The organism is Aeromonas cavernicola (assembly GCF_002795305.1).
Taxonomy (GTDB): Bacteria; Pseudomonadota; Gammaproteobacteria; order Enterobacterales; family Aeromonadaceae; genus Aeromonas; species Aeromonas cavernicola.
Genome location: NZ_PGGC01000044.1, coordinates 1 through 20,348, shown reverse-complemented (window position 1 = coordinate 20,348; position 20,348 = coordinate 1). Strand labels below are relative to the sequence as shown.

At 55.0% G+C, this 20,348-nt stretch carries 17 protein-coding genes; 4 read left to right on the top strand and 13 right to left on the bottom strand.

Annotation, left to right across the window (positions count from 1 at the left end; all coding sequences use genetic code 11):
- Positions 1-50: 50 nt before the first annotated feature.
- From acnB to CUC53_RS04810, 4 genes are all read left to right on the top strand, one after another.
- Positions 51-2,648 carry a bifunctional aconitate hydratase 2/2-methylisocitrate dehydratase gene (gene acnB, locus CUC53_RS04825; RefSeq protein ID WP_100293146.1) on the top strand — a complete coding sequence of 866 codons (2,598 nt, stop codon included), beginning with the start codon at positions 51-53 and terminating at the stop codon, positions 2,646-2,648.
- A 230-nt stretch (positions 2,649-2,878) separates the two neighbouring features.
- Positions 2,879-3,274, top strand: a complete 396-nt coding sequence (locus tag CUC53_RS04820; protein WP_100293099.1) for an acyl-CoA thioesterase — start codon at positions 2,879-2,881, stop codon at positions 3,272-3,274.
- A 45-nt stretch (positions 3,275-3,319) separates the two neighbouring features.
- Positions 3,320-4,021, top strand: a complete 702-nt coding sequence (locus CUC53_RS04815; protein WP_100293145.1) for a hypothetical protein — start codon at positions 3,320-3,322, stop codon at positions 4,019-4,021.
- 96 nt (positions 4,022-4,117) lie between these two features.
- Positions 4,118-4,924 carry a YfaP family protein gene (locus tag CUC53_RS04810; RefSeq protein ID WP_100293098.1) on the top strand — a complete coding sequence of 269 codons (807 nt, stop codon included), beginning with the start codon at positions 4,118-4,120 and terminating at the stop codon, positions 4,922-4,924.
- An 81-nt stretch (positions 4,925-5,005) separates the two neighbouring features.
- Here CUC53_RS04810 and mutT read toward each other — a convergent pair whose 3' ends face one another.
- The 13 genes from mutT to CUC53_RS04745 form a co-directional block, all read right to left on the bottom strand.
- Positions 5,006-5,413 carry an 8-oxo-dGTP diphosphatase MutT gene (gene mutT / locus CUC53_RS04805; protein ID WP_100293097.1) on the bottom strand — a complete coding sequence of 136 codons (408 nt, stop codon included), beginning with the start codon at positions 5,411-5,413 and terminating at the stop codon, positions 5,006-5,008.
- A 91-nt stretch (positions 5,414-5,504) separates the two neighbouring features.
- Entirely contained in the window at positions 5,505-8,225 is a 2,721-nt protein-coding gene (gene secA / locus CUC53_RS04800) for a preprotein translocase subunit SecA (protein WP_100293096.1), read from the bottom strand.
- Between the two features lie 58 nt (positions 8,226-8,283).
- Positions 8,284-9,189, bottom strand: coding sequence for a M23 family metallopeptidase (locus CUC53_RS04795; protein ID WP_100293095.1), 906 nt, complete (start codon positions 9,187-9,189; stop codon positions 8,284-8,286).
- Between the two features lie 101 nt (positions 9,190-9,290).
- The gene (gene lpxC / locus CUC53_RS04790) at positions 9,291-10,214 is read right to left on the bottom strand and encodes a UDP-3-O-acyl-N-acetylglucosamine deacetylase (protein WP_100293094.1); all 924 of its coding nucleotides are present in this window, start codon (positions 10,212-10,214) and stop codon (positions 9,291-9,293) included.
- A gap of 103 nt (positions 10,215-10,317) precedes the next feature.
- A complete protein-coding gene (gene ftsZ, locus CUC53_RS04785) occupies positions 10,318-11,469 on the bottom strand; it encodes a cell division protein FtsZ (RefSeq protein WP_100293093.1) in 1,152 nt (383 codons plus the stop codon).
- Between the two features lie 39 nt (positions 11,470-11,508).
- Positions 11,509-12,768 carry a cell division protein FtsA gene (ftsA, locus tag CUC53_RS04780; protein ID WP_100293092.1) on the bottom strand — a complete coding sequence of 420 codons (1,260 nt, stop codon included), beginning with the start codon at positions 12,766-12,768 and terminating at the stop codon, positions 11,509-11,511.
- Positions 12,749-13,501, bottom strand: a complete 753-nt coding sequence (locus CUC53_RS04775) for a cell division protein FtsQ/DivIB (RefSeq protein WP_167386685.1) — start codon at positions 13,499-13,501, stop codon at positions 12,749-12,751. Before CUC53_RS04775 ends, ftsA begins: the two co-directional genes overlap by 20 nt.
- Before the next feature lie 98 nt (positions 13,502-13,599).
- A complete protein-coding gene (murC, locus tag CUC53_RS04770) occupies positions 13,600-15,054 on the bottom strand; it encodes a UDP-N-acetylmuramate--L-alanine ligase (protein ID WP_100293091.1) in 1,455 nt (484 codons plus the stop codon).
- Between the two features lie 114 nt (positions 15,055-15,168).
- Positions 15,169-16,245, bottom strand: a complete 1,077-nt coding sequence (murG, locus tag CUC53_RS04765; RefSeq protein ID WP_100293090.1) for an undecaprenyldiphospho-muramoylpentapeptide beta-N-acetylglucosaminyltransferase — start codon at positions 16,243-16,245, stop codon at positions 15,169-15,171.
- Positions 16,242-17,426: a cell division protein FtsW gene (gene ftsW / locus CUC53_RS04760; RefSeq protein ID WP_100293089.1), complete on the bottom strand. Its 1,185-nt coding sequence runs from the start codon at positions 17,424-17,426 to the stop codon at positions 16,242-16,244. Before ftsW ends, murG begins: the two co-directional genes overlap by 4 nt.
- On the bottom strand, positions 17,423-18,706 hold the full coding sequence (gene murD / locus CUC53_RS04755; protein WP_100293088.1) for a UDP-N-acetylmuramoyl-L-alanine--D-glutamate ligase: 1,284 nt from the start codon (positions 18,704-18,706) through the stop codon (positions 17,423-17,425). Before murD ends, ftsW begins: the two co-directional genes overlap by 4 nt.
- Before the next feature lie 4 nt (positions 18,707-18,710).
- Entirely contained in the window at positions 18,711-19,793 is a 1,083-nt protein-coding gene (mraY, locus tag CUC53_RS04750) for a phospho-N-acetylmuramoyl-pentapeptide-transferase (RefSeq protein WP_100293087.1), read from the bottom strand.
- A partial coding sequence (locus tag CUC53_RS04745; RefSeq protein ID WP_272896754.1) for a glutamate ligase domain-containing protein occupies positions 19,787-20,348 on the bottom strand: 562 nt, incomplete at its 5' end. The genes mraY and CUC53_RS04745, both read right to left, overlap by 7 nt.

Genomic DNA, 20,348 nt, shown 5'->3' with positions numbered 1-20,348 from the left:
ATCGCCGCGAGCGTGGGCGACCCCCCAAAAAGACCAAAGAGGAATTAGTCGTGCTTGAAACATACCGTAAACACGTCGCAGAACGTGCCGCCGAAGGCATCATCGCCAAGCCTCTGGATGCAGAGCAGGCCGCCGCCCTAGTTGAGCTGCTCAAGAACCCGCCCGCTGGTGAACAAGATTTTCTCAAAGAGCTATTAGCTTCCCGCATTCCCCCCGGTGTTGATGAAGCGGCCTATGTCAAAGCCGGTTTCCTCACTGCGCTCGCCAAGGGCGAAGCTCACTCCCCCGTCCTGCCTGCTGCAGAGGCCGTTGAGCTGCTCGGCACCATGCAGGGTGGTTACAATATTCAACCGCTGATCGACCTGCTGGACGATGCGACTCTGGCTCCTCTTGCCGCCAAGGGGCTCTCCCACACCCTGCTGATGTTTGACTCCTTCCACGACGTGGAAGAGAAGGCCAAGGCGGGGAATACCCATGCCAAGCAGGTGATGCAATCTTGGGCCGACGCCGAGTGGTTCCTCTCCCGCCCGGAACTGGCCGAGAAGATCACCGTCACCGTGTTCAAGGTGACCGGCGAAACCAACACCGACGACCTCTCGCCGGCGCCAGATGCGTGGTCCCGCCCGGACATTCCGCTGCACGCCCTGGCGATGCTGAAAAACGCCCGTCCCGGCATTACCCCGGACAAGGATGGCGCCGTCGGCCCCATCAAGACCATCGATGCCCTGAAAGAGAAAGGCTTCCCGCTGGCCTATGTGGGTGACGTGGTCGGTACCGGCTCTTCCCGTAAATCCGCTACCAACTCGGTGCTCTGGTTTATGGGCGACGACATTCCGTTCGTGCCGAACAAGCGCGCTGGCGGTGTCTGTCTGGGCGGCAAGATTGCCCCGATCTTCTTCAACACCATGGAAGATGCCGGTGCCCTGCCTATCGAAGTGGATGTCTCTGGGCTTGCGATGGGCGATGTGATCGACATCTACCCGTTTGCCGGCAAGATCTGCAAGCACGGCACCGAGCAGGTGCTGGCGCAGTTTGAACTGAAAACCGAGGTGCTGATCGACGAAGTGCGCGCCGGTGGCCGTATCCCGCTGATCATCGGTCGTGGTCTGACCGACAAGGCCCGCGAAACACTGGGTCTGCCGTTCTCCACCGTATTCCGTCGCCCTGTGCCTGTGGCCGATACCGGCAAGGGCTTTACCCTGGCCCAGAAGATGGTGGGCAAGGCGTGCGGCGTGAAGGGCATTCGCCCGGGCACCTACTGCGAGCCCAAGATGACCACGGTCGGTTCTCAGGACACCACGGGCCCGATGACCCGCGATGAGCTCAAAGATCTGGCTTGCCTCGGCTTCTCCGCTGACTTGACCATGCAGTCCTTCTGCCACACCGCGGCTTATCCCAAGCCTATCGATGTGCAGACTCACCACACCCTGCCGGACTTCATCATGAACCGCGGCGGTGTGAGCTTGCGTCCGGGTGACGGTGTCATCCACTCCTGGCTGAACCGCATGCTGCTGCCGGATACCGTGGGTACCGGTGGTGACTCCCACACCCGTTTCCCCATCGGCATCTCCTTCCCGGCGGGCTCCGGTCTGGTGGCCTTCGCCGCCGCCACTGGCGTGATGCCGCTGGATATGCCGGAATCCGTGTTGGTGCGCTTCAAAGGCGAGCTGCAACCGGGCATCACCCTGCGTGATCTAGTGCATGCCATCCCCTACGCCGCCATCCAGAAAGGGCTGCTGACCGTCGAGAAAGCGGGCAAGAAGAACATCTTCTCTGGCCGCATTCTCGAGATCGAAGGTCTGCCGACCCTGAAAGTGGAACAAGCATTCGAGCTGGCCGATGCCAGCGCCGAGCGCTCTGCCGCCGGTTGCACCATCAAGCTGGATCAGGCACCGATCATCGAGTACCTGAAGTCCAACATCGTGATGCTGAAATGGATGCTCTCCGAAGGCTACGGCGACCCGCGCACCATTACCCGCCGCATCAAGGGGATGGAAGAGTGGCTGGCCAACCCTGTGCTGATGGAAGCGGACAAGGATGCCGAGTACGCCGAAATCATCGAGATCGATCTGGCCACCATCAAGGAGCCGATCCTGTGTGCGCCGAACGATCCGGACGATGCCCGTCTGCTGAGCGACGTGGCTGGCGACAAGATCGACGAGGTGTTCATCGGTTCCTGCATGACCAACATCGGCCACTTCCGCGCCGCCGGCAAACTGCTTGAGAAGTACCAAGGCGAACTGCCGACCCGCATGTGGATCGCACCGCCTACCAAGATGGACAAGGATCAGCTGACCGAAGAGGGCTATTACGGCATCTTCGGCCGCGTCGGTGCCCGCATCGAGATCCCAGGCTGCTCCCTGTGCATGGGCAACCAGGCGCGGGTAGCGGAAGGGGCCTCTGTCGTTTCTACCTCCACCCGTAACTTCCCGAATCGCCTAGGTAAAGGTGCCAACGTCTATCTGGCCTCTGCTGAGCTGGCCGCCGTTGCCGCCATCCTCGGCAAGATCCCGACCGTGGCGGAGTACCTGCAATACGCCAAGGCGCTCGATGCCACGGCGGCAGATACTTACCGCTACCTCAACTTCAACGAGATCGCCTCCTACACCAAAAAGGCCGATGCAGTGATCCTGCAGCAAGCGATATAACCCAGTAGGCGACCCGTTCGCCCACCTACTCTCAGCCCAGCAAGCTTGTTGCTGGGCTGTTTATTTTCCAGCCGATGACGTTTGTGATCGGGCCAATACTTAGCAAGCTGCGACATTTGCTGGCTAGGGCCGTGAGATAGGCCGCATATCTTAACCCGCGGTCGCAGTATGATGTGACCCGAATCCTGACGGAATAAGTGCCACGGCGGCTGACGGACAAGGAGCTCCTCATGCTAGAAATGCAGATCCATCCCCGTTTTCAAGAAACCGACGCTCTCGGCCATATCAATAATACGGTGCCTGCGGTCTGGTTCGAATCGGCACGCGATCCTCTGTTTCGGATCTTCTCTCCCACTTTGGCTGTCGATGACTGGCATTTGATCATCGCAGGCTATACGGTGCAGTTTAAGCGGGAGCTATTTTATGGCCAGCCGGTGTTGATTAAGACTGGGGTTTGCCACATCGGCACCCGCTCTTTCACGGTCTGGCAAGAGGCTTGGCAAGATGGCGAGCTGGCTGTCACCTGCGAAACATCACTGATCCATTTTGACTACCAAACTCGCCAAGCCCAACCCCTTAGCAATGCTCAGCGGGAAGCGCTGCGCGTTTGGTTACGCGACTCTTAACCTTGGCGTTAAGCCAATCACAGGAACGTTATGTATCACCACACTATGCGCAGCACCGTATTTGCACTCACCCTTGGGCTTTGTTCGCTACCTACTCTGGCTGCCTCCCTCGCAGAGCAATTCACCCTGATGGAACGAGCAGCAGAAGGCGCCCTCGATACCCGATTATTTAGCTATGACGGCGTGGACATTAAAGCCTGGGTTGACGGCGACCCCGTAATTATCGCCGTCCCGATTAAAGATGCACAGGGCAAGCAAGAAGGAGAAAGCCGCTACTACTTCAAAGGGGGAACGCTGTTTGGGGTCAAAGAGCCTGCCGCGCAATTTGCCTTTGATCCCAGTGGCAAGCTGACCGAATGGCTCGACGACAAGGGTCAACCTGCTGAATTTGTCAGTAAAATGAGCATGACACAGCGTCAAGAGTGGCTGCTCAAACGTGCCGATGAGTTAAGTCAGCTTTTTGCTGCCAGCCCAAGCGAGCAGCAAGCGGCTAGCAAGAAGGTCAAACTCAAGGGTGCGGACCTTGCCCATTGGCTTTGCAGCCATAAGCTCATGGCGCTCGCCAAAGGCGATAAGGTGATCTACGAGCAAGAGAAGCTCAAGGTCAGCCAACAAGGCATCGAGGGGGAAGTTTCATTACGTCAGGACCAAGGCTGGCAAGAGCTCAGCCTCTCCTGTGAAACCCAGGGCCATCGCGTCACTCGGCTCACTTGGCAGCCATTACCGAGTGCCAATAAGCCACGTTGAGCCGCCGATGTTAACTAACCTTGCTGGCTGCACCCGATAGGCTCGGGTGCGTCTTTTTACGCTGTCATCACATCAACTTAGCCTTGAATCTACCCTATGCCCCTTGCTCACTTAGTCCGCCCAATGGTGATTGTCTGTTGCCTATTGCATCTCCCTATCAGCCTTGCTGATCCGAGCGTAACCCTGAGCACACCCACTGCTGGCTGGCGCTATTCAGGGCTAGTCGATAGCCCGCAACAGGCGCGGGTCGCTTACCCTACACCACCGATTGATCGTGGTGGTCAGCGTGGCCGCAGTTTGATTGAAGGTCAGTTACAAGCGCTTTCTGCGAGTCGGGCACAGCGGCTGATCGTCAACGGTAATCCTTTACCCCTTTACACGGATGGTGAGGGCCGCTTTGTCCGACCCTATTCATTCGGTGCTGGCAGCAATAGTGTTGAAGTCGTGAGCGATACCGGAAAATCCCTCAAAAAGGTACAGTTTTACGAAGCCAATACAGCGCAAGCTACGCCACGTCTACGGCTTACCTTGGGTTGGAACGATCCCAAAGCGGAGTTGGATCTCCATATCCTGACGCCTGATGGTCAACATGCGTTTTGGGCCAAGCCGACCTTGAACACGGGGGGCGGCTTAGAGCCCGATGGCGTGGATGGCCCAGGGCCAGAGATGTTTACCATGGCGGCCCCACTCAGAGGCACCTATCTGGTCTATGTCAACTACTGGGGTAACTACAACGATCAGCAGGGTTATAACTTTAACGAAGAGACGAATCAGCAAGAGGTCGTCACCGCGGAGATAAACCTGATTTTTAATGAAAATAGTGTCGACGAAAAACGTGAGACCTTTGTAGTCCCTATGCGCAGTATCGGCGGGCTTCAACTCGTAAAATCATTCACTTATTAGCCTGACTTGCACCACATTGAGCTTGGGGACCAGCAGTGGCGATGACGATGAACCATCTCGCCTCGCTCTATCCCCATGGGGTTACTCAAGGTGCTCAGCCTGTAACCGCATCACGATCGGTCCGTTAGCATCTGGGAAATGGTAACGATCGAGTTCAGCCCGTGGCACCCATGCCACTGCCTGCCCCTCTTTGCCAAAGGGCTCACCGCTAAAGCGCGTCACCTTCCAGATATCAAGCAACACCAGCTTATCGGGGTAGTCATATTGCAGCTCCATAAATGGTGTGCAATCTTGCACCCGGATGCCTATCTCTTCCGATAGCTCCCGGTCTAATGCGGTGAGTAAGTCTTCACCTGACTCGACTTTTCCTCCTGGAAACTCCCAACGATCGCCTTGATGGCGGTCAGCTGAGCGCTTGGCAATAAAGATATCGCCTCGCTCATTCTCGATCACACCCACTGCGACCCAAATCCGTTTTTTCTGCTCCATCTCGTTCTCCTGTGTCACGACCTCATCAGCTCAGCCCCGCAGTAACAACAAGGCGGGCACCATGGCCCGCCTTGTTGTGTACTGGCAGCAATCAGCTTAACTGCCCGTGGCAATGCTTGTACTTCTTACCTGAGCCACAAGGGCAAGGGTCATTACGCCCAATTTTCTGCTCATCACGCACAAATGTGGCCTGACTCTCTGCTGGAGCGCCCTCATCGCCAGCCAGCTGGCTCTGAGCTGCAGCATGACCATAGGTTCTGGGCGTAGCTTGGGCCTGCTGACGCTGCTGCTCCTCAAGCGCCTCAACATCTCGCTCCTGCACTTGAACCCGACTTAAGATACTGACTACGTCACGTTTGAGGGTCTCTAACATCTGAGTAAACAGATCAAAAGATTCCCGCTTGTACTCCTGCTTGGGATTTTTCTGGGCGTAACCACGCAGATGGATACCTTGGCGCAGATGATCCATCGCCGCTAGGTGCTCTTTCCACAGACCATCTAGCGTCTGTAGCATCACCGCTTTCTCAAAGTTACGCAGCACCTCAACCCCAACCAGCTCCTCTTTGCGAGCATAGAGTTGATTCGCTTCTTCTAAAATCCGCTCACGCAGTTTCTCTTCATAGAGCTTGTCATCTTCTGCCAGCCACTGCTGCAGTGGTAGCTGGAGCGAAAAATCAGCCGCGAGTCGAGCTTCTAAACCTGCGACATCCCACATCTCTTCCAAAGACTGAGGCGGGATATATTCATCAATGACACTGTTGTAAACATCACCGCGTATGATTTGAATCGTCTCAGAGATATCGCCGGTGTCTAACAGCTCATTGCGTTGCTCGTAAACGACCTTACGCTGATCATTGGCCACATCATCAAACTCCAGCAAACTCTTGCGGATATCGAAGTTGCGACCCTCTACCTTACGCTGGGCATTCTCAATCGCCTTGGTAACCCAAGGGTGCTCGATGGCCTCGCCCTCTTCCATCCCCAGCTTTTTCATCATGCCGGTCACGCGATCGGAGGCGAAGATCCGCATCAGGGCATCTTCCATGGAGAGGTAAAAACGAGAGGAACCTGGATCACCCTGACGACCAGAACGGCCACGCAGCTGGTTGTCGATACGACGGGATTCATGACGTTCAGTACCGATAATGTGCAGACCCCCCGCAGCCAGCACCTCATCGTGCCGTACCTGCCACGCCGCTTTCAACTCAGCAATCTGCTCGCTGGTGGGGTTCTCCAGCTTGGCAATTTCTGCCTGCCAGTTGCCGCCCAGCACAATGTCAGTACCACGACCAGCCATGTTGGTGGCGATAGTGACCGCACCACTCTGGCCAGCCTGCGCCACGATTTCCGCTTCCATCTCGTGGAACTTGGCGTTCAGCACCTTGTGCGGGATTTTCTCCTTGGTCAGGATGCCGGAGAGCAGCTCGGAGTTCTCGATGGAGACAGTACCGACTAATACCGGCTGGCCATTGGTCACGCACTGACGAATATCTTCGACAATAGCGGCGTATTTCTCTTGGGCGGTCAGATAAACCAGATCCCCCATGTCTTTACGCACCATTGGCTTATTAGTCGGGATGACCACGGTGTCCAGACCATAAATTTGTTGAAATTCAAAGGCTTCGGTATCTGCTGTGCCGGTCATCCCCGCCAGCTTGTTGTAGAGGCGGAAGTAGTTCTGGAAGGTGATGGATGCCAGCGTCTGGTTCTCGTTCTGGATCTTCACCCCTTCCTTCGCTTCAACGGCCTGATGCAGACCATCGGACCAGCGACGGCCCGGCATGGTACGGCCGGTGTGCTCGTCGACGATGACGATCTCATCTTTCTGGACGATGTAATCCACGTTGCGCTCGAACAGGGTGTGAGCACGCAGACCCGCATTAACATGATGCAGCAAGCTGATGTTAGAAGCAGAGAAAAGGGAGTCATTCTCGTCTAGCAGCCCCTCTTCCTTGAGCAGATCTTCCACAAAGATCTGGCCGTTTTCGGTCAGCAGTGCTTGACGGTTCTTCTCGTCCACCGTGTAGTGGCCATCTCCGGTGTATTCTTCCGAATCTTCTTTATCTTGTTTGACCAGCTGTGGGATCAGCGTGTTGATCCGGGTGTAAAGCTCAGAGCTGTCTTCTGCTGGGCCCGAAATGATCAGTGGGGTACGAGCTTCATCGATAAGCACCGAGTCCACTTCATCCACCAGCGCGTAGTTGAGAGGGCGCTGTACACGCTGTTCCGGCGAAAACGCCATATTGTCGCGCAAATAGTCAAAACCGAATTCGTTGTTGGTACCGTAAGTAATGTCGGCGGCGTAAGCGTCACGCTTCTGGGAGGCATCCATACCTGGCACGTTACAATCCACGGTCATGCCAAGGAAGGTAAACAGTGGGCGGTTAGCTTCTGCGTCACGCTTGGCCAAGTAGTCGTTGACCGTCACCACGTGCACGCCACGGCCACTCAGGGCATTGAGGTAAGCTGGCAGGGTAGCGGTCAAGGTTTTACCCTCACCGGTTTTCATTTCCGCAATGCGGTTGGAGTTCAGCACCATGCCGCCGATCAGCTGTACATCGAAGTGACGCATGCCGAACACCCGCTTAGACGCTTCACGCACGGTTGCGAATGCTTCCGGCAGCAACTGCTCTAGGGTTTCACCCTGCTGGATACGCTGGCGGTACTCGGCCGTCTTGGCTTGGAGCTCGGCATCCGAGAGAGCCTCGAACTGCGGCTCCATGGCATTGATCTGTTTTACAATTTTGCGCAAAGCCTTGAGCGTTCTGTCGTTCCGGCTGCCGATAATCTTGGTAAGCAGTGTGCTAATCATGGGTACCAACTATTTTTGGTTATAAAAGCGTTCCGTCACTGGAACCTGAAGAAAAAACCTAACCCCGGCCAGCACTGAGAAAGCGAGCGGGGTTGACCTGACGACCATCTTTCAACACTTCGTAATGCAAGTGCACCCCAGTCGCACGACCAGTTCGGCCCATCAAGGCAATCTGCTGTCCCTGATCGACTAAGGTGCCTACTTCAACCAATAACTTAGAGTTGTGAGCATAGCGGGTGATCAAACCATTCCCGTGATTGATCTCCACCATGTTGCCAAACTCCGGATGGCGGCCAGACCAGCTGACAAGCCCAGGCCCTGTCGCTAAGATGGGGGTGCCCGGTTTGCCACGGTAATCCACCCCTTTGTGCATCTTGGCTCGTCCGTTAAACGGATCAACTCGGCCACCAAACCCGGATGAAACCCAAACTCGCTCCTGTTTGACTGGCGAGCCAGCAATAAAACCAGCGTCGGTGATATGGTGATTCATGATAAAAGATTCAAGTACCGACAGCTGCTCTTCTCGACTACTGAGCTGTTGGCTGAGATGCTTCATTGAGGCTTGTAACTCCCCTAAGCTCACTTCTAAATCTTCATCGTAAGAGGGACCACCCATTGGGGGCAGCTCTTTGAAATTAAACTCGTCGGGATCGAGATCGGCCTGCTCAGTTAAGCGTTCGCCCAGTGCATTTAAACGGCCGAGCTGACCCTGCATAGAGCCGACCTGAGCCGCTAGCATCACTAGCTGCTCGCGGGCCTCATCGCTACTCTGGTCGGCAGAGCGCTGTTCAGCCATCGCCAGTGCGACTTCCAGTGCGTCGACCTTCTGCTGCCAGCTCTGCCAAAGCCAGCCACCGCCAAAAGCCATAAGGGATAAAATGATGCCGCCGACCCAAGCCAGACGTTGTTTTGGTAAGTGCAGACTGCGTCGCTGCCTACCGTGGAGGATCAGGGTAATGCTCATAAAAATAAAACCGGGAGATTGTCGGTGTCACAGGATGGAGTAAAAATAAAGGAACATCGGTGCGGAGAGGAACCGATGCTCCCTTGTATCACTATCTTAAATCAAGCCAAAACCAAACCATTATCGTAGTAAGCGATAGGCGCTTTGTCGCCCTCACCTTCAAAGGTCACTAGTTCCCAAGACTCTTGCTCAGCCAATAGAGCGCGCAATAGCTTATTGTTGAGAGCATGACCAGTCTTGTAGGCGCGGAATTCACCGATAATGCTGCGGTTACACATATAGAGATCGCCAATCGCATCTAACATTTTATGTTTGACGAACTCATCTTCGTAACGCAGGCCATCTTCATTCAGAACCCGATAGTCATCTAGTACCACCGCATTTTCTAGGCTTCCGCCTAGCGCTAGGTTTTGGGAACGCAGGTACTCGATATCACGCATAAATCCAAAGGTGCGAGCGCGACTAATCTCTTTTACGAACGAAGCGCCGGAAAAATCCAGCACACAGCGCTGGTTACGGCCTTCGAATACTGGGTGTTGAAAATCGATTTCAAGATCCATCTTAAAACCATTGCGATAGGGATGAAACTCAGCCCACTTATCACCATCTTCAACCCTAATGCTCTTTTTGATCCGCACAAACTGCTTGGGCGCGTTTTGTTCGCGAACACCGACTTCTTGCAATAAGTAAATAAAAGGATGTGCACTACCGTCCATTACTGGGATCTCGGGCGCGTCAACTTCCACGTACAAGTTATCGATCCCCATACCAGCTAATGCAGCAGAGAGATGCTCAATGGTGGAGACACGAACACCGGCCTCGTTAACCAATGCGGTACAGAGCAGTGTGTCGCGTACTTGCTCTGCGTTTGCCGGCAGCGCCACCACAGGATTCAGGTCGGTACGCAAGTAAACGATCCCTGTGTTGACAGGTGCAGGCCGAAAAGTCATTGTCACTTTTCGGCCGGAATGCAGGCCGACACCGGTCGCCTGGACACTCGTTTTCAAGGTTCTTTGTCTAATCATGGGTGTACCCGCATTAACAACTTAAAATCCAGACCATAATGGTCGCTGGCAGGCTATCCTAGCATATTCCTTAAACAACAGACAAACTCAGGCCACTATAGGCTTAGTCTGCTTGCTTGCGCAGAAATGCTGGTATGTCTAAATAATCAGGCTCACGACGCGCTTGCGGCTCAGCATTAACCACTTTCGCTGGCGCTTCGTCAATCACTCTGTTTTGCATCATGTCACTGACTAAAGGCTGGCGCACTGGACGCTCTTGCACTTGGCTGTTCTTAACCAAGGTGATGTCTGGTTTACGCTCAGCACCGATCCCTGTCGCTACTACGGTCACACGCAGTTCATCGTGCATTTCCGGATCGATGACGGTTCCCACCACCACGGTGGCGTTTTCGGAAGCAAAGGCCTTGACCGCATTACCGACGGTCTCGAACTCTTCAATGGTCATATCCATACCGGCGGTGATGTTGACCAGAATGCCACGGGCACCGGCGAGATCGACATCCTCCAACAGCGGGCTAGAGATGGCCTTTTCCGCGGCTTCTTCCGCGCGATCATCACCAGAGGCGGAACCAGTCCCCATCATGGCAGTTCCCATTTCACGCATCACGGTACGCACGTCCGCGAAGTCAACGTTGATCAAGCCCGGACGGGTGATCAGCTCGGCAATGCCCTGTACCGCGCCAAGCAGTACATCGTTGGCCGCCTTGAAAGCGTCCAGCAGTGAGATGCCGCGACCCAGTACCTTCAGTAACTTATCGTTAGGAATCGTAATCAGGGAGTCGACGTTTTTGGAAAGCTCATCAATACCGTGCGCAGCGAAGCCCATCCGCTTCTTCCCTTCGAAAGAGAACGGCTTAGTCACAACAGCAACGGTCAGAATGCCCATTTCGCGAGCGACTTCGGCTACGATCGGAGCAGCACCAGTACCAGTGCCACCGCCCATACCAGCGGCAATAAATACCATATCAGCACCCGTCAACAGTTCACGCAGTGCCTCTCTGTCTTCCATTGCGGCATCGCGACCCACCTCTGGATTAGCTCCTGCACCTAATCCTTTAGTAATACCGCCCCCGATTTGCAAAGTGGTATTGGCGCTGGAATTACGCAGTGCCTGCGCATCGGTGTTAACGGTAATAAACTCGACACCTTCAATATTCTGACGGACCATGTGCTCGACAGCATTACCGCCACCGCCACCGACCCCGATCACTTTAATGACGGCTTCGTCGGTGTGACTATCCATGAATTCAAACATAACGTCTCTCCGCTTTATTTGCTGCCTTCAGCAAAATTCTTAGAACTCGCCACGTAACCAGTTACTGACCCGTTTAACTAGGCCACCAACGCTTGCTTTGGCGGTATATTCTTTATTCGTATTAGTGGCTTGATGAGTTCGTCCGTATTGCAGTAATCCGACCGCAGTCGAGTACACCGGCGCCTGTACGTAATCGCTCAATCCACGTATGTTCATCGGCTCGCCCACTCGAACTTGGCATTGGAAGACCTGCTCAGCGCATTCAACTATGCCTTCAATTTGTGCTGCACCACCGGTCAATACTACTCCTGCCGCCAACTGATGTTTAACACCTTGGGCTTTCAACTCAGCTTGAATTCGCACAAGCTCATCATTAACCATTGAGAGCAATTCGGTATAACGAGGCTCGATCACTTCAGCCAGTGTCTGTCGCTGCAGGCTGCGGGCAGGGCGGCCACCGACACTGGGTACATCAATATTATCTTCCTTGCTGACCAAGCGACCGAGAGCACAGCCATAACGAACCTTGATCGCTTCAGCGTCAAGTGGAGGAGTACCGAAGGCATAGGCTATATCGCTAGTAACCGTGCTACCTGCATATGGAATCACCTTAGTGTGCCGCAGAGCACCACCAGTAAACAGCGACATATCCATGGTGCCACCGCCAATATCAACGACACAGACCCCTAGCTCCTTCTCATCTTCCGTTAAGACTGCATAGCTGGAGGCCAGCGCAGAGAAGATCAGCTGATCTACCCGTAACCCTACTTTTTCAACACACTTTTCAATGTTACGAGCCATGTCATTGTGGCAGGTAACAAGATGTACTTTAGCGGCCATACGCACGCCAGAGAGGCCAACCGGATTCTTGATCCCTTCCTGATAATCGATGGCAAACTCCTGAGGCAATACATGCAGCACACGTAGTTCATCGGAAAGGCGAACCGACTTGGCTGTGTGGATCACGTTATCCACATCTTCTTGGGTCACCTCCTCATCGGAGATAGGCACCATTCCCGTTTCGTTACGGCAATCAATATGTTTGCCAGAAAGCCCCAGATAAACCGAACTTATCTGGCAATCGGCCATCATCTCAGCCTCTTCTACTGCTCGGCGCAGTGACTTGACCACGGAATCGAGGTCGTTGACGCCCCCCTTCTCCATCCCGCGAGACGTATGGCTGCCCATGCCAATAATATTCAGTTCACCATCAGGCAGCACTTCGCCGACCAGAACTGCCACTTTGGTTGTGCCAATATCTAGTCCGACAATCAAATTTCTATCTGCGGTGTTGGTCATGCACGGTCTCTTTGCTTATCTTCCAGCCAACCGCCATTCCAGTGTCATATCGTAGGTCAACGTAAGCCACAAGCTCACGAGGTTCGATCACTGGAAAGGCATCAATAAATCTCTGTAATCGTGGCGCAATATCAGAACGCCCTACAAACAGCTTAATATCGCCATCCAAGGTTAATTCCCAAGCGTGGCGGGAGGTCAAATTCACCCCCAACACTTTATATCCTTTTGCCGCAAGTAATGACTGATAACGGCGACTCTCTTCCAATACTTTGACGGCTTGGTCATCGGGCCCCGACAGCCGCATCAACGGAGCTTTGACTCGGTCTGGTGCAACAAAGATCTCACCGTTATTATTTACAAAGCGATTGCCGTTCCAACGTGCTGCCACCTCTTGCTCGGTGAGATAGACCTTGATCTTATTTGGCCACATTTTACGTACAGATACTTGGGCAACCCAAGGCAAAGTATTCAACCGTGCTTGTAACTCATTCACATCTAGCTCGAAGAAATTACGCAGCTCAGCGTCTCCCATCACAGCCATTCTCAGTTCTTCGGTTTCTAGATACTGGTGCTGTCCTTGCAGTAACAGTTCACTCATGGGCAATCGACTGGCATCGGTTAGCCAATCCTTTACATCCAACGCCGTCCGGTAACACCCCCATATCACCAACAGGAAAAATATCACTCCAGCGATAAAGCCACCTTTGGTACGGCCTTGCGTTTTAGCCTCCACCCGTTCAATCCCCGTGTAACGCCCTAAACCAGCCTATTGCAGAACCGATTTGCCATTATATAGGCAGCGGCTTGGCGGTCAAAACTCTCGTTGAGCCCTCAAATGCAAGATTTCATGCTATCGGTATTCAGCTTCATTTCTGCTAGACGACGAGCCAATCCACCGACATTACCTGCACCTTGCGTGAGCACTAAGTCACCATCACCGATCACATCTGCCAATATCGCAGGCACATCATCGGTCGCCGCAACAAAGATCGGCTCCAAATTACCACGCGAGCGGATCGAACGGCACAGTGCTCGGCCATCTGCACCCGGAATGGGCTCTTCACCTGCGGCATACACTTCTAGCATGATCAACACGTCCACTTTGGAAAGCACATCAGCAAAGTCTTCATAGAGATCTCGAGTACGACTGTAACGATGAGGTTGAAAAACCATCACGAGTCGTCGTTGTGGCCAACCCGCTCGCGCAGCACTGATCGTCACCCTCACCTCACTTGGATGATGACCGTAATCATCTACCAACATCGCCTTACCGCGACCGGTTTCAAATTCGCCATACTGCTGGAAGCGCCGCCCCACCCCTTCAAATTTGGCCAATGCAGAGATAATGGCTTCATCACTAACGCCATCTTCTGTCGCAACTGCAATCGCCGCGGCGGCGTTTAATGCGTTGTGAATCCCAGGTAAATTTAGGGTCACTTGTAATTCACCTGCATCTTTACGACGCACCCTAAAACGACTCAGGTTAGTGCTCTGAACAAAATCAAGCACTTGAGTATCGGCATCATCAGACAGACCATAAGTGAGTGTTGGGCGAGCAATCTCGGGCAGCATTCCACGGATCACAGGATCATCGATGCAAACGACCGCCAACCCATAGAAAGGCAGGTTGTGCAGAAACTCGATGAACGTGGCTTTGAGCTTAGAAAAGTCACCGCCGTAGGTATCCATATGATCCGCCTCAACGTTGGTAACGATAGAGACCATAGGCTGCAAATGCAGGAAAGAGGCATCACTCTCATCCGCCTCTGCAATCAGATAGCGACTACTTCCTAGCCGAGCATTGGTGCCCGCACTGTTGAGCAAACCACCAATGACGAAAGTAGGGTCTCGTTCAGCTTCAGCATAGATGCTAGCGACCAGACTCGTAGTGGTCGTTTTACCGTGAGTACCCGCAATCGCAATACCGTGGCGAAAACGCATCAATTCAGCCAGCATCTCAGCACGACGGACCACGGGTATCCGTAGCTCACGCGCCGCTAACAACTCTGGGTTATCCTGCTTGATTGCCGTCGACACCACCACGACGCTCGCCTCGCTCACATGCTCTGCACTGTGGCCAAGAAAGATATGGGCACCCAATGTTTCAAGCCGCTCGGTAACGGCATTACGGGCTAGATCAGAGCCCGTCACCTGATACCCCTCATTGGCAAGCACTTCAGCAATGCCCCCCATACCGGCACCACCAATACCGATAAAGTGGATGCGACGCACGCGGCGCATTTCGGGGATCACAGTGCGTAACTTTGCCAGTTCAACCTTGGTCATAATTATCTCTTTAGTCTGCTGCTCGGCACCGGCCACAGTTGGCTTGGCATTCGGCGGCATCAATCTACAAATAATGAATGGGAACACCACGCAACCTGTGCGCCCAGATTCTTGTTATTTACTCTGGCCGCAGGTGAGCCGTTTGCACTCATCAGCAACCCGCTCAGCGGCATCAGTAATCGCCACTCGGCGCGCCGCGAGGGCCATGTTCAATAAAATGTCTCTACGCCCAGCCAACCAGGACAGACGAGCCGCGAGCGAAGCAGCCGTCAGCTCTGACTGAGGTAAAAATTCAGCCGCCCCCCCATCCACCAGAGTTAACGCATTACGAGTCTGATGATCATCCACGGCATGGGGGAGCGGCACAAAAATGGCCGCCACCCCCGCCGCCGCTACTTCGGAGACAGTCAACGCCCCAGCACGGCACACCACCACATCGGCCCAAGCATAGGCATCAGCCATGTCGTTGATAAACTCGCTCACCGCTGCCGTCACCCCCTGTTTGGCATAGGCCGCAGTGACAATATCGCGATTACCTTTGCCGCACTGGTGACGAACGTCAATCGGCACACCAGCGACGGCAACGGCAGCGGGCAGCTGCTCATTAAGCACACGAGCCCCAAGACTACCGCCAATAACCAGCAAATTGAGTGGTGTATCGGGATTACTCAGCTGCGGCTGAGGTAAGCTAATCACCTCTGGACGAACTGGATTACCGACCACGGCCGTGCGACGACTCGGTGCAAAGGCCCCCGGAAATGCCATCAATACTCGCTTTGCCAAGTGGGCTAGTAGCTTATTGGTCATACCCGCAGCCGCATTCTGTTCGTGCAGTAGCAGCGGAATCCCTGATAGCCAAGCGGCCACGCCGCCAGGACCGGAGGCAAAGCCACCCATGCCGAGCACCACGTCCGGTTTAATCGTTTTAAGCACCCGACGCGCCTGCAAGACCGACTTGATGATGCGATATGGCGCCACCAACAAGCGTTTGATACCGTTGCCACGTACCCCTTGAATATCGATAAAAGAGATTGGATAACCATGGGCAGGCACCAGATCGGCTTCCATGCGATCAGCCGTACCGAGCCAGTGGACACGCCACCCCTGCGCCTTTAGTTGATCCGCCACGGCTAGCCCAGGGAATACATGCCCGCCAGTACCGCCAGCCATGACTAACAATGTTTTGCTCACGCCGCCTCCCGCACCCGCGCCTGGGCTGTCGCCTGACGCAACTCAAAATCGATTCGAATTAACATGCTCACAGCGACCGTCATGATGATGAGACTAGAGCCACCGTAACTGACTAAGGGGAGTGTCAGCCCTTTGGTCGGCATCATGCCGCTGGCCGCCCCCACGTTGACGAAAGTTTGAAAGCTAAACCAGATGCCGATGCCGATGGCTAAGTAGCCGTCATAGAGCCGCTCTGCCAGCAGAGCGCGATGCCCCAACTTAAGCGCCTTGACGGCTAACGCGAAGATCAGAAACAGCGCACCCAAGACGCCGACATAACCCAACTCCTCCCCCAAAATTGCAAACACGAAGTCGGTGTGCGCCTCCGGTAGGTACTCCATTTTCTGAATTGAGTTGCCAAGCCCCTCACCAAACCAGCTGCCGCGGCCAAATGCCATCAGCGACTGAGTAAGCTGATAGCCACTACCAAACGGATCAGCCCAAGGGTCCATAAAAGAGGTCACCCGTCGCATCCGGTAGGGCTCAATAATAACCAGCAAAGCCACGCCACCGAGGCCACCGCCGATCAGGATCATGAACTGCCACAACTTGGCTCCCGCTAAAAACAACATGCCAAATGAGGTGACGAACATCACGACCGTCGACCCGAGGTCAGGTTGCATCAGCAGTAAAATCGCCAGCACCCCGAACACCGCCAGCGGTTTGAGAAAACCCAGCCAAGCTTCACGTACTTCATGTTGACGACGAACCAGATAGCCCGCCAAATAGACAAACAGCGCCAACTTGCCAAATTCCGCGGGCTGTAAATTGAAAGGCCCCAGCGGCAGCCAGCGCACCGCGCCATTGACGTTACGCCCCACCAGCAGCACCAATACCAGCATCATGATCGCCAGCAGTAGCATATGGCCGTTATGCTGCTGCCAGCGCGCCATCGGTACCTGCAATACAAACCACGCAATACCCAGTGCCATCACCAGGAAAATACCGTGCCGCTTCACGAACATGAATGGATCGTCACCCAAGGCAATTCCCTCAGGAATTGAAGCTGACGCCACGATGACAACCCCTACCGCCATTAATGACAGAGCAAGCAGCACCAATTGCCGATCGTAGAGACCAGCCGGTCGCGCCGGTAATAACCAGCGCTGAAAAAAACCTGCTGCTGCGCGCAGGGTACTCATAGCGCCCGTACCATCTCAGTAAAACGATCGCCACGTACTTCAAACGACTGAAACTGATCAAGGCTGGCACAAGCGGGGGCCAGCAGCACCCAGTCACCGGGTTTGGCATCAGCCGCGGCCTTGGCGACCGCGGCGGCCAGATCGGCGACTCGCTCGGTTTGCTCGCCGAGCGCCAACAGCACTTCAGCATCTTGGCCAAAGCAATACATGTGATCGATCTGGTTGCCCAGCAGCGCCTGAATCGGGCCAAAATCCTGCCCCTTACCCTGCCCCCCAGCGAGCAGCAGTAGCCGCCCTTTGACCGACTCCCGCACCCCAGCAACCGCAGCCAACATCGCACCCACATTGGTAGCTTTGGAATCGTTGATCCAGCGCACCCCATTCACCTCACGCACGAAGCGGGCGCGATGGGGCAAGCCTTCGAACCGCCGCAGCACCGCCAGTTGGGCGTCGCGGGGAATGCCGACCGCATCACACAGCGCCATCGCTGCCAACGCATTAGCTTGATTGTGAGCACCAACGATCTTCATCTCGTCTACCGCGAGTAGAGGATCGCCGTGCAACGTCAACCAGTAACGTCCATCCAGCAGACAGCGGCCATAGCCGTTGCAATCGAGGCCAAAACTCTGCCACTCCGTCCCCACATCGGGCTGAGTCTGAGGATCGTCGCGATTAACCAGAATGTGTTTAGAGTGCTGATGGATCTCCATCTTGGCTGCCCGATAGTCGGCCATACCCTGATAGCGGTCCATGTGATCTTCCGAGAGGTTCAACACCACCGAAGCGACAGCACGCAGGCTGTGGGTAGTCTCCAGCTGAAAGCTGGAGAGCTCCAGCACACAAAGATCCATCGGTTGCTTGAGCAGCTCCAAAGCCGGTGTACCAATATTGCCACCCACTCCAACCTTGAGCCCCGCTTCAGCAATCATCTCCCCCACCAAGGTGGTTACCGTGCTCTTGCCATTGGAGCCGGTGATGACGATCACTGGTGTTTCAGTCTCACGCACGAACAGTTCGATATCCCCGACGATCTGCACACCACGCTCGGCCGCTGCCTTCAGTTCAGGGGTCGCCAGCGCAATCCCCGGGCTCGCCACGATCAGGCGAGCCTGCTTGAGGCGCACTTCATCAAGCCCGTGGATCAGCTCCACTTGCGGTGGTAGTTGCTCCTTGCCAGGCGGGTTAGCACGGGTATCCATCACCAATGGCGTCACGCCACGGCCGAGGAAATAGTCGACGCAAGATAGTCCGGTTTTGCCCAATCCGATGATGATGACCATGGTCTTATCGCACCTTCAGGGTGGCAAGACCCAACAACACCAGCACGAGGGTAATGATCCAAAAGCGCACGATCACGCGCGGCTCCGGCCAGCCCTTCTTCTCGTAGTGGTGATGGATCGGCGCCATGCGAAAAATTCGCACGCCGCGCAGCTTATATGACCCCACCTGCAGGATCACCGACAAGGTCTCCATCACGAAAACACCACCCATGATCACCAGCAAGAACTCCTGACGTACTAGCACAGCGATAGTGCCAAGCGCACCACCCAGCGCCAAGGAGCCAACGTCCCCCATGAACACCTGAGCCGGATAGGTATTGAACCAAAGAAAACCCAATCCCGCCCCGACAATGGCGGTACAGACGATCACCAGCTCGGAGGTATAAGGCACATAAGGAATATGCAGGTAGCTAGCAAAGTTGACATTACCAGTGGCCCAAGCGATCAGGGCAAAGCCCCCCGCCACCATGACGGTCGGCATAATGGCCAAGCCATCCAGACCATCGGTTAAGTTGACCGCATTTGAGGTGCCGACGATGACGAAATAAGTCAGTAGGATGAACATCAGGCCGAGCTGGGGCATCACATCTTTGAGGAAGGGCACTACCAGCTGGGTCTGGCCGTCATGAGTCGCGGTGGCATAAAGAAACAGTGCCACTCCCAATGCCACGGCGGATTGCCAGAAGTACTTCCAGCGCGCAATCAGGCCATCAGTATTCTTACGCACCACCTTGAGGTAGTCGTCGGCAAAGCCGATGGCGCCATAGGCGCCGAGCACAAACAGCACCAGCCAGACATAGGGGTTGTCGAGGCGGCACCAGAGCAGCACAGACGTGAAGATCGCAGCAATGATCATCAGGCCACCCATGGTCGGGGTGCCCCGCTTGCTGAGGTGGGACTCGGGGCCGTCGTTGCGGATCACCTGACCGAATTTCAGGATCTGCAGTCGGCGGATTAAGTGCGGCCCCATCCAGAGGGCAACCCCCAGTCCAGTGATGATCGACAAAATGGCGCGAAACGTCAGGTAAGAGAAGACGTTGAAAAAGGTAAAGTGCGGGGTAAGCAGCTCAGCCAACCAGACTAACATGGGGCAGACTCCTGATGGTCGTTGACCATGTTGACAATATCTTCCATGCGAGAGCCACGGGACCCTTTAACCAAAATCGAAATTTCCTGATGCGTATCAATCATGTGAGCAAGCACTTCAAACAACGACGCCTTGTTATCGAAATGTCGGCCCGCCGCGGCATCTGCGGTGTGGCGACTCTGTTCCCCCACTGTCAGCACGGCATCCAGACCGCGCTCGCGGGCATGACGGCCAACCCGGGCGTGTTGCTCGGCAGACTCATCACCCAGTTCCCGCATATCACCAAACACCAGCACCTTAAAACCGCCCATGGCAGTCAAGGCATCAATGCCCGCCAACACGGACTCCACGCTGGCGTTATAGGTATCGTCCACCAAGGTCAGTCCGCCCCAGCGCTGCACGCAGAAGCGCCCCTTGACCGGAGCCATCTGCTCCAGTCCCGCCTTGACACAGGCGAGGGATGCACCGAGGGCCAGACAGCCCGCGGCAGCAGCCAGTGCGTTGGCCACGTTGTGGCGGCCCGGAATCGCCAACGCCAGGCTCACTTCGCCCTGC

What these genes read in the sequence shown, in the direction of transcription:
- mutT (WP_100293097.1), bottom strand. Translation starts at nt 5,413, where the DNA reads ATGGAGCAGAAAAAACGGATTTGGGTCGCAGTGGGTGTGATCGAGAAT.
- murD (WP_100293088.1), bottom strand. Translation starts at nt 18,706, where the DNA reads ATGGTCATCATCATCGGATTGGGCAAAACCGGACTATCTTGCGTCGAC.
- mraY (WP_100293087.1), bottom strand. Translation starts at nt 19,793, where the DNA reads ATGTTAGTCTGGTTGGCTGAGCTGCTTACCCCGCACTTTACCTTTTTC.
- ftsA (WP_100293092.1), bottom strand. Translation starts at nt 12,768, where the DNA reads ATGACCAACACCGCAGATAGAAATTTGATTGTCGGACTAGATATTGGC.
- CUC53_RS04820 (WP_100293099.1), top strand. Translation starts at nt 2,879, where the DNA reads ATGCTAGAAATGCAGATCCATCCCCGTTTTCAAGAAACCGACGCTCTC.
- CUC53_RS04795 (WP_100293095.1), bottom strand. Translation starts at nt 9,189, where the DNA reads ATGAGCATTACCCTGATCCTCCACGGTAGGCAGCGACGCAGTCTGCAC.
- CUC53_RS04810 (WP_100293098.1), top strand. Translation starts at nt 4,118, where the DNA reads ATGCCCCTTGCTCACTTAGTCCGCCCAATGGTGATTGTCTGTTGCCTA.
- lpxC (WP_100293094.1), bottom strand. Translation starts at nt 10,214, where the DNA reads ATGATTAGACAAAGAACCTTGAAAACGAGTGTCCAGGCGACCGGTGTC.
- CUC53_RS04815 (WP_100293145.1), top strand. Translation starts at nt 3,320, where the DNA reads ATGCGCAGCACCGTATTTGCACTCACCCTTGGGCTTTGTTCGCTACCT.
- ftsW (WP_100293089.1), bottom strand. Translation starts at nt 17,426, where the DNA reads ATGAGTACCCTGCGCGCAGCAGCAGGTTTTTTTCAGCGCTGGTTATTA.
- secA (WP_100293096.1), bottom strand. Translation starts at nt 8,225, where the DNA reads ATGATTAGCACACTGCTTACCAAGATTATCGGCAGCCGGAACGACAGA.
- murC (WP_100293091.1), bottom strand. Translation starts at nt 15,054, where the DNA reads ATGACCAAGGTTGAACTGGCAAAGTTACGCACTGTGATCCCCGAAATG.
- ftsZ (WP_100293093.1), bottom strand. Translation starts at nt 11,469, where the DNA reads ATGTTTGAATTCATGGATAGTCACACCGACGAAGCCGTCATTAAAGTG.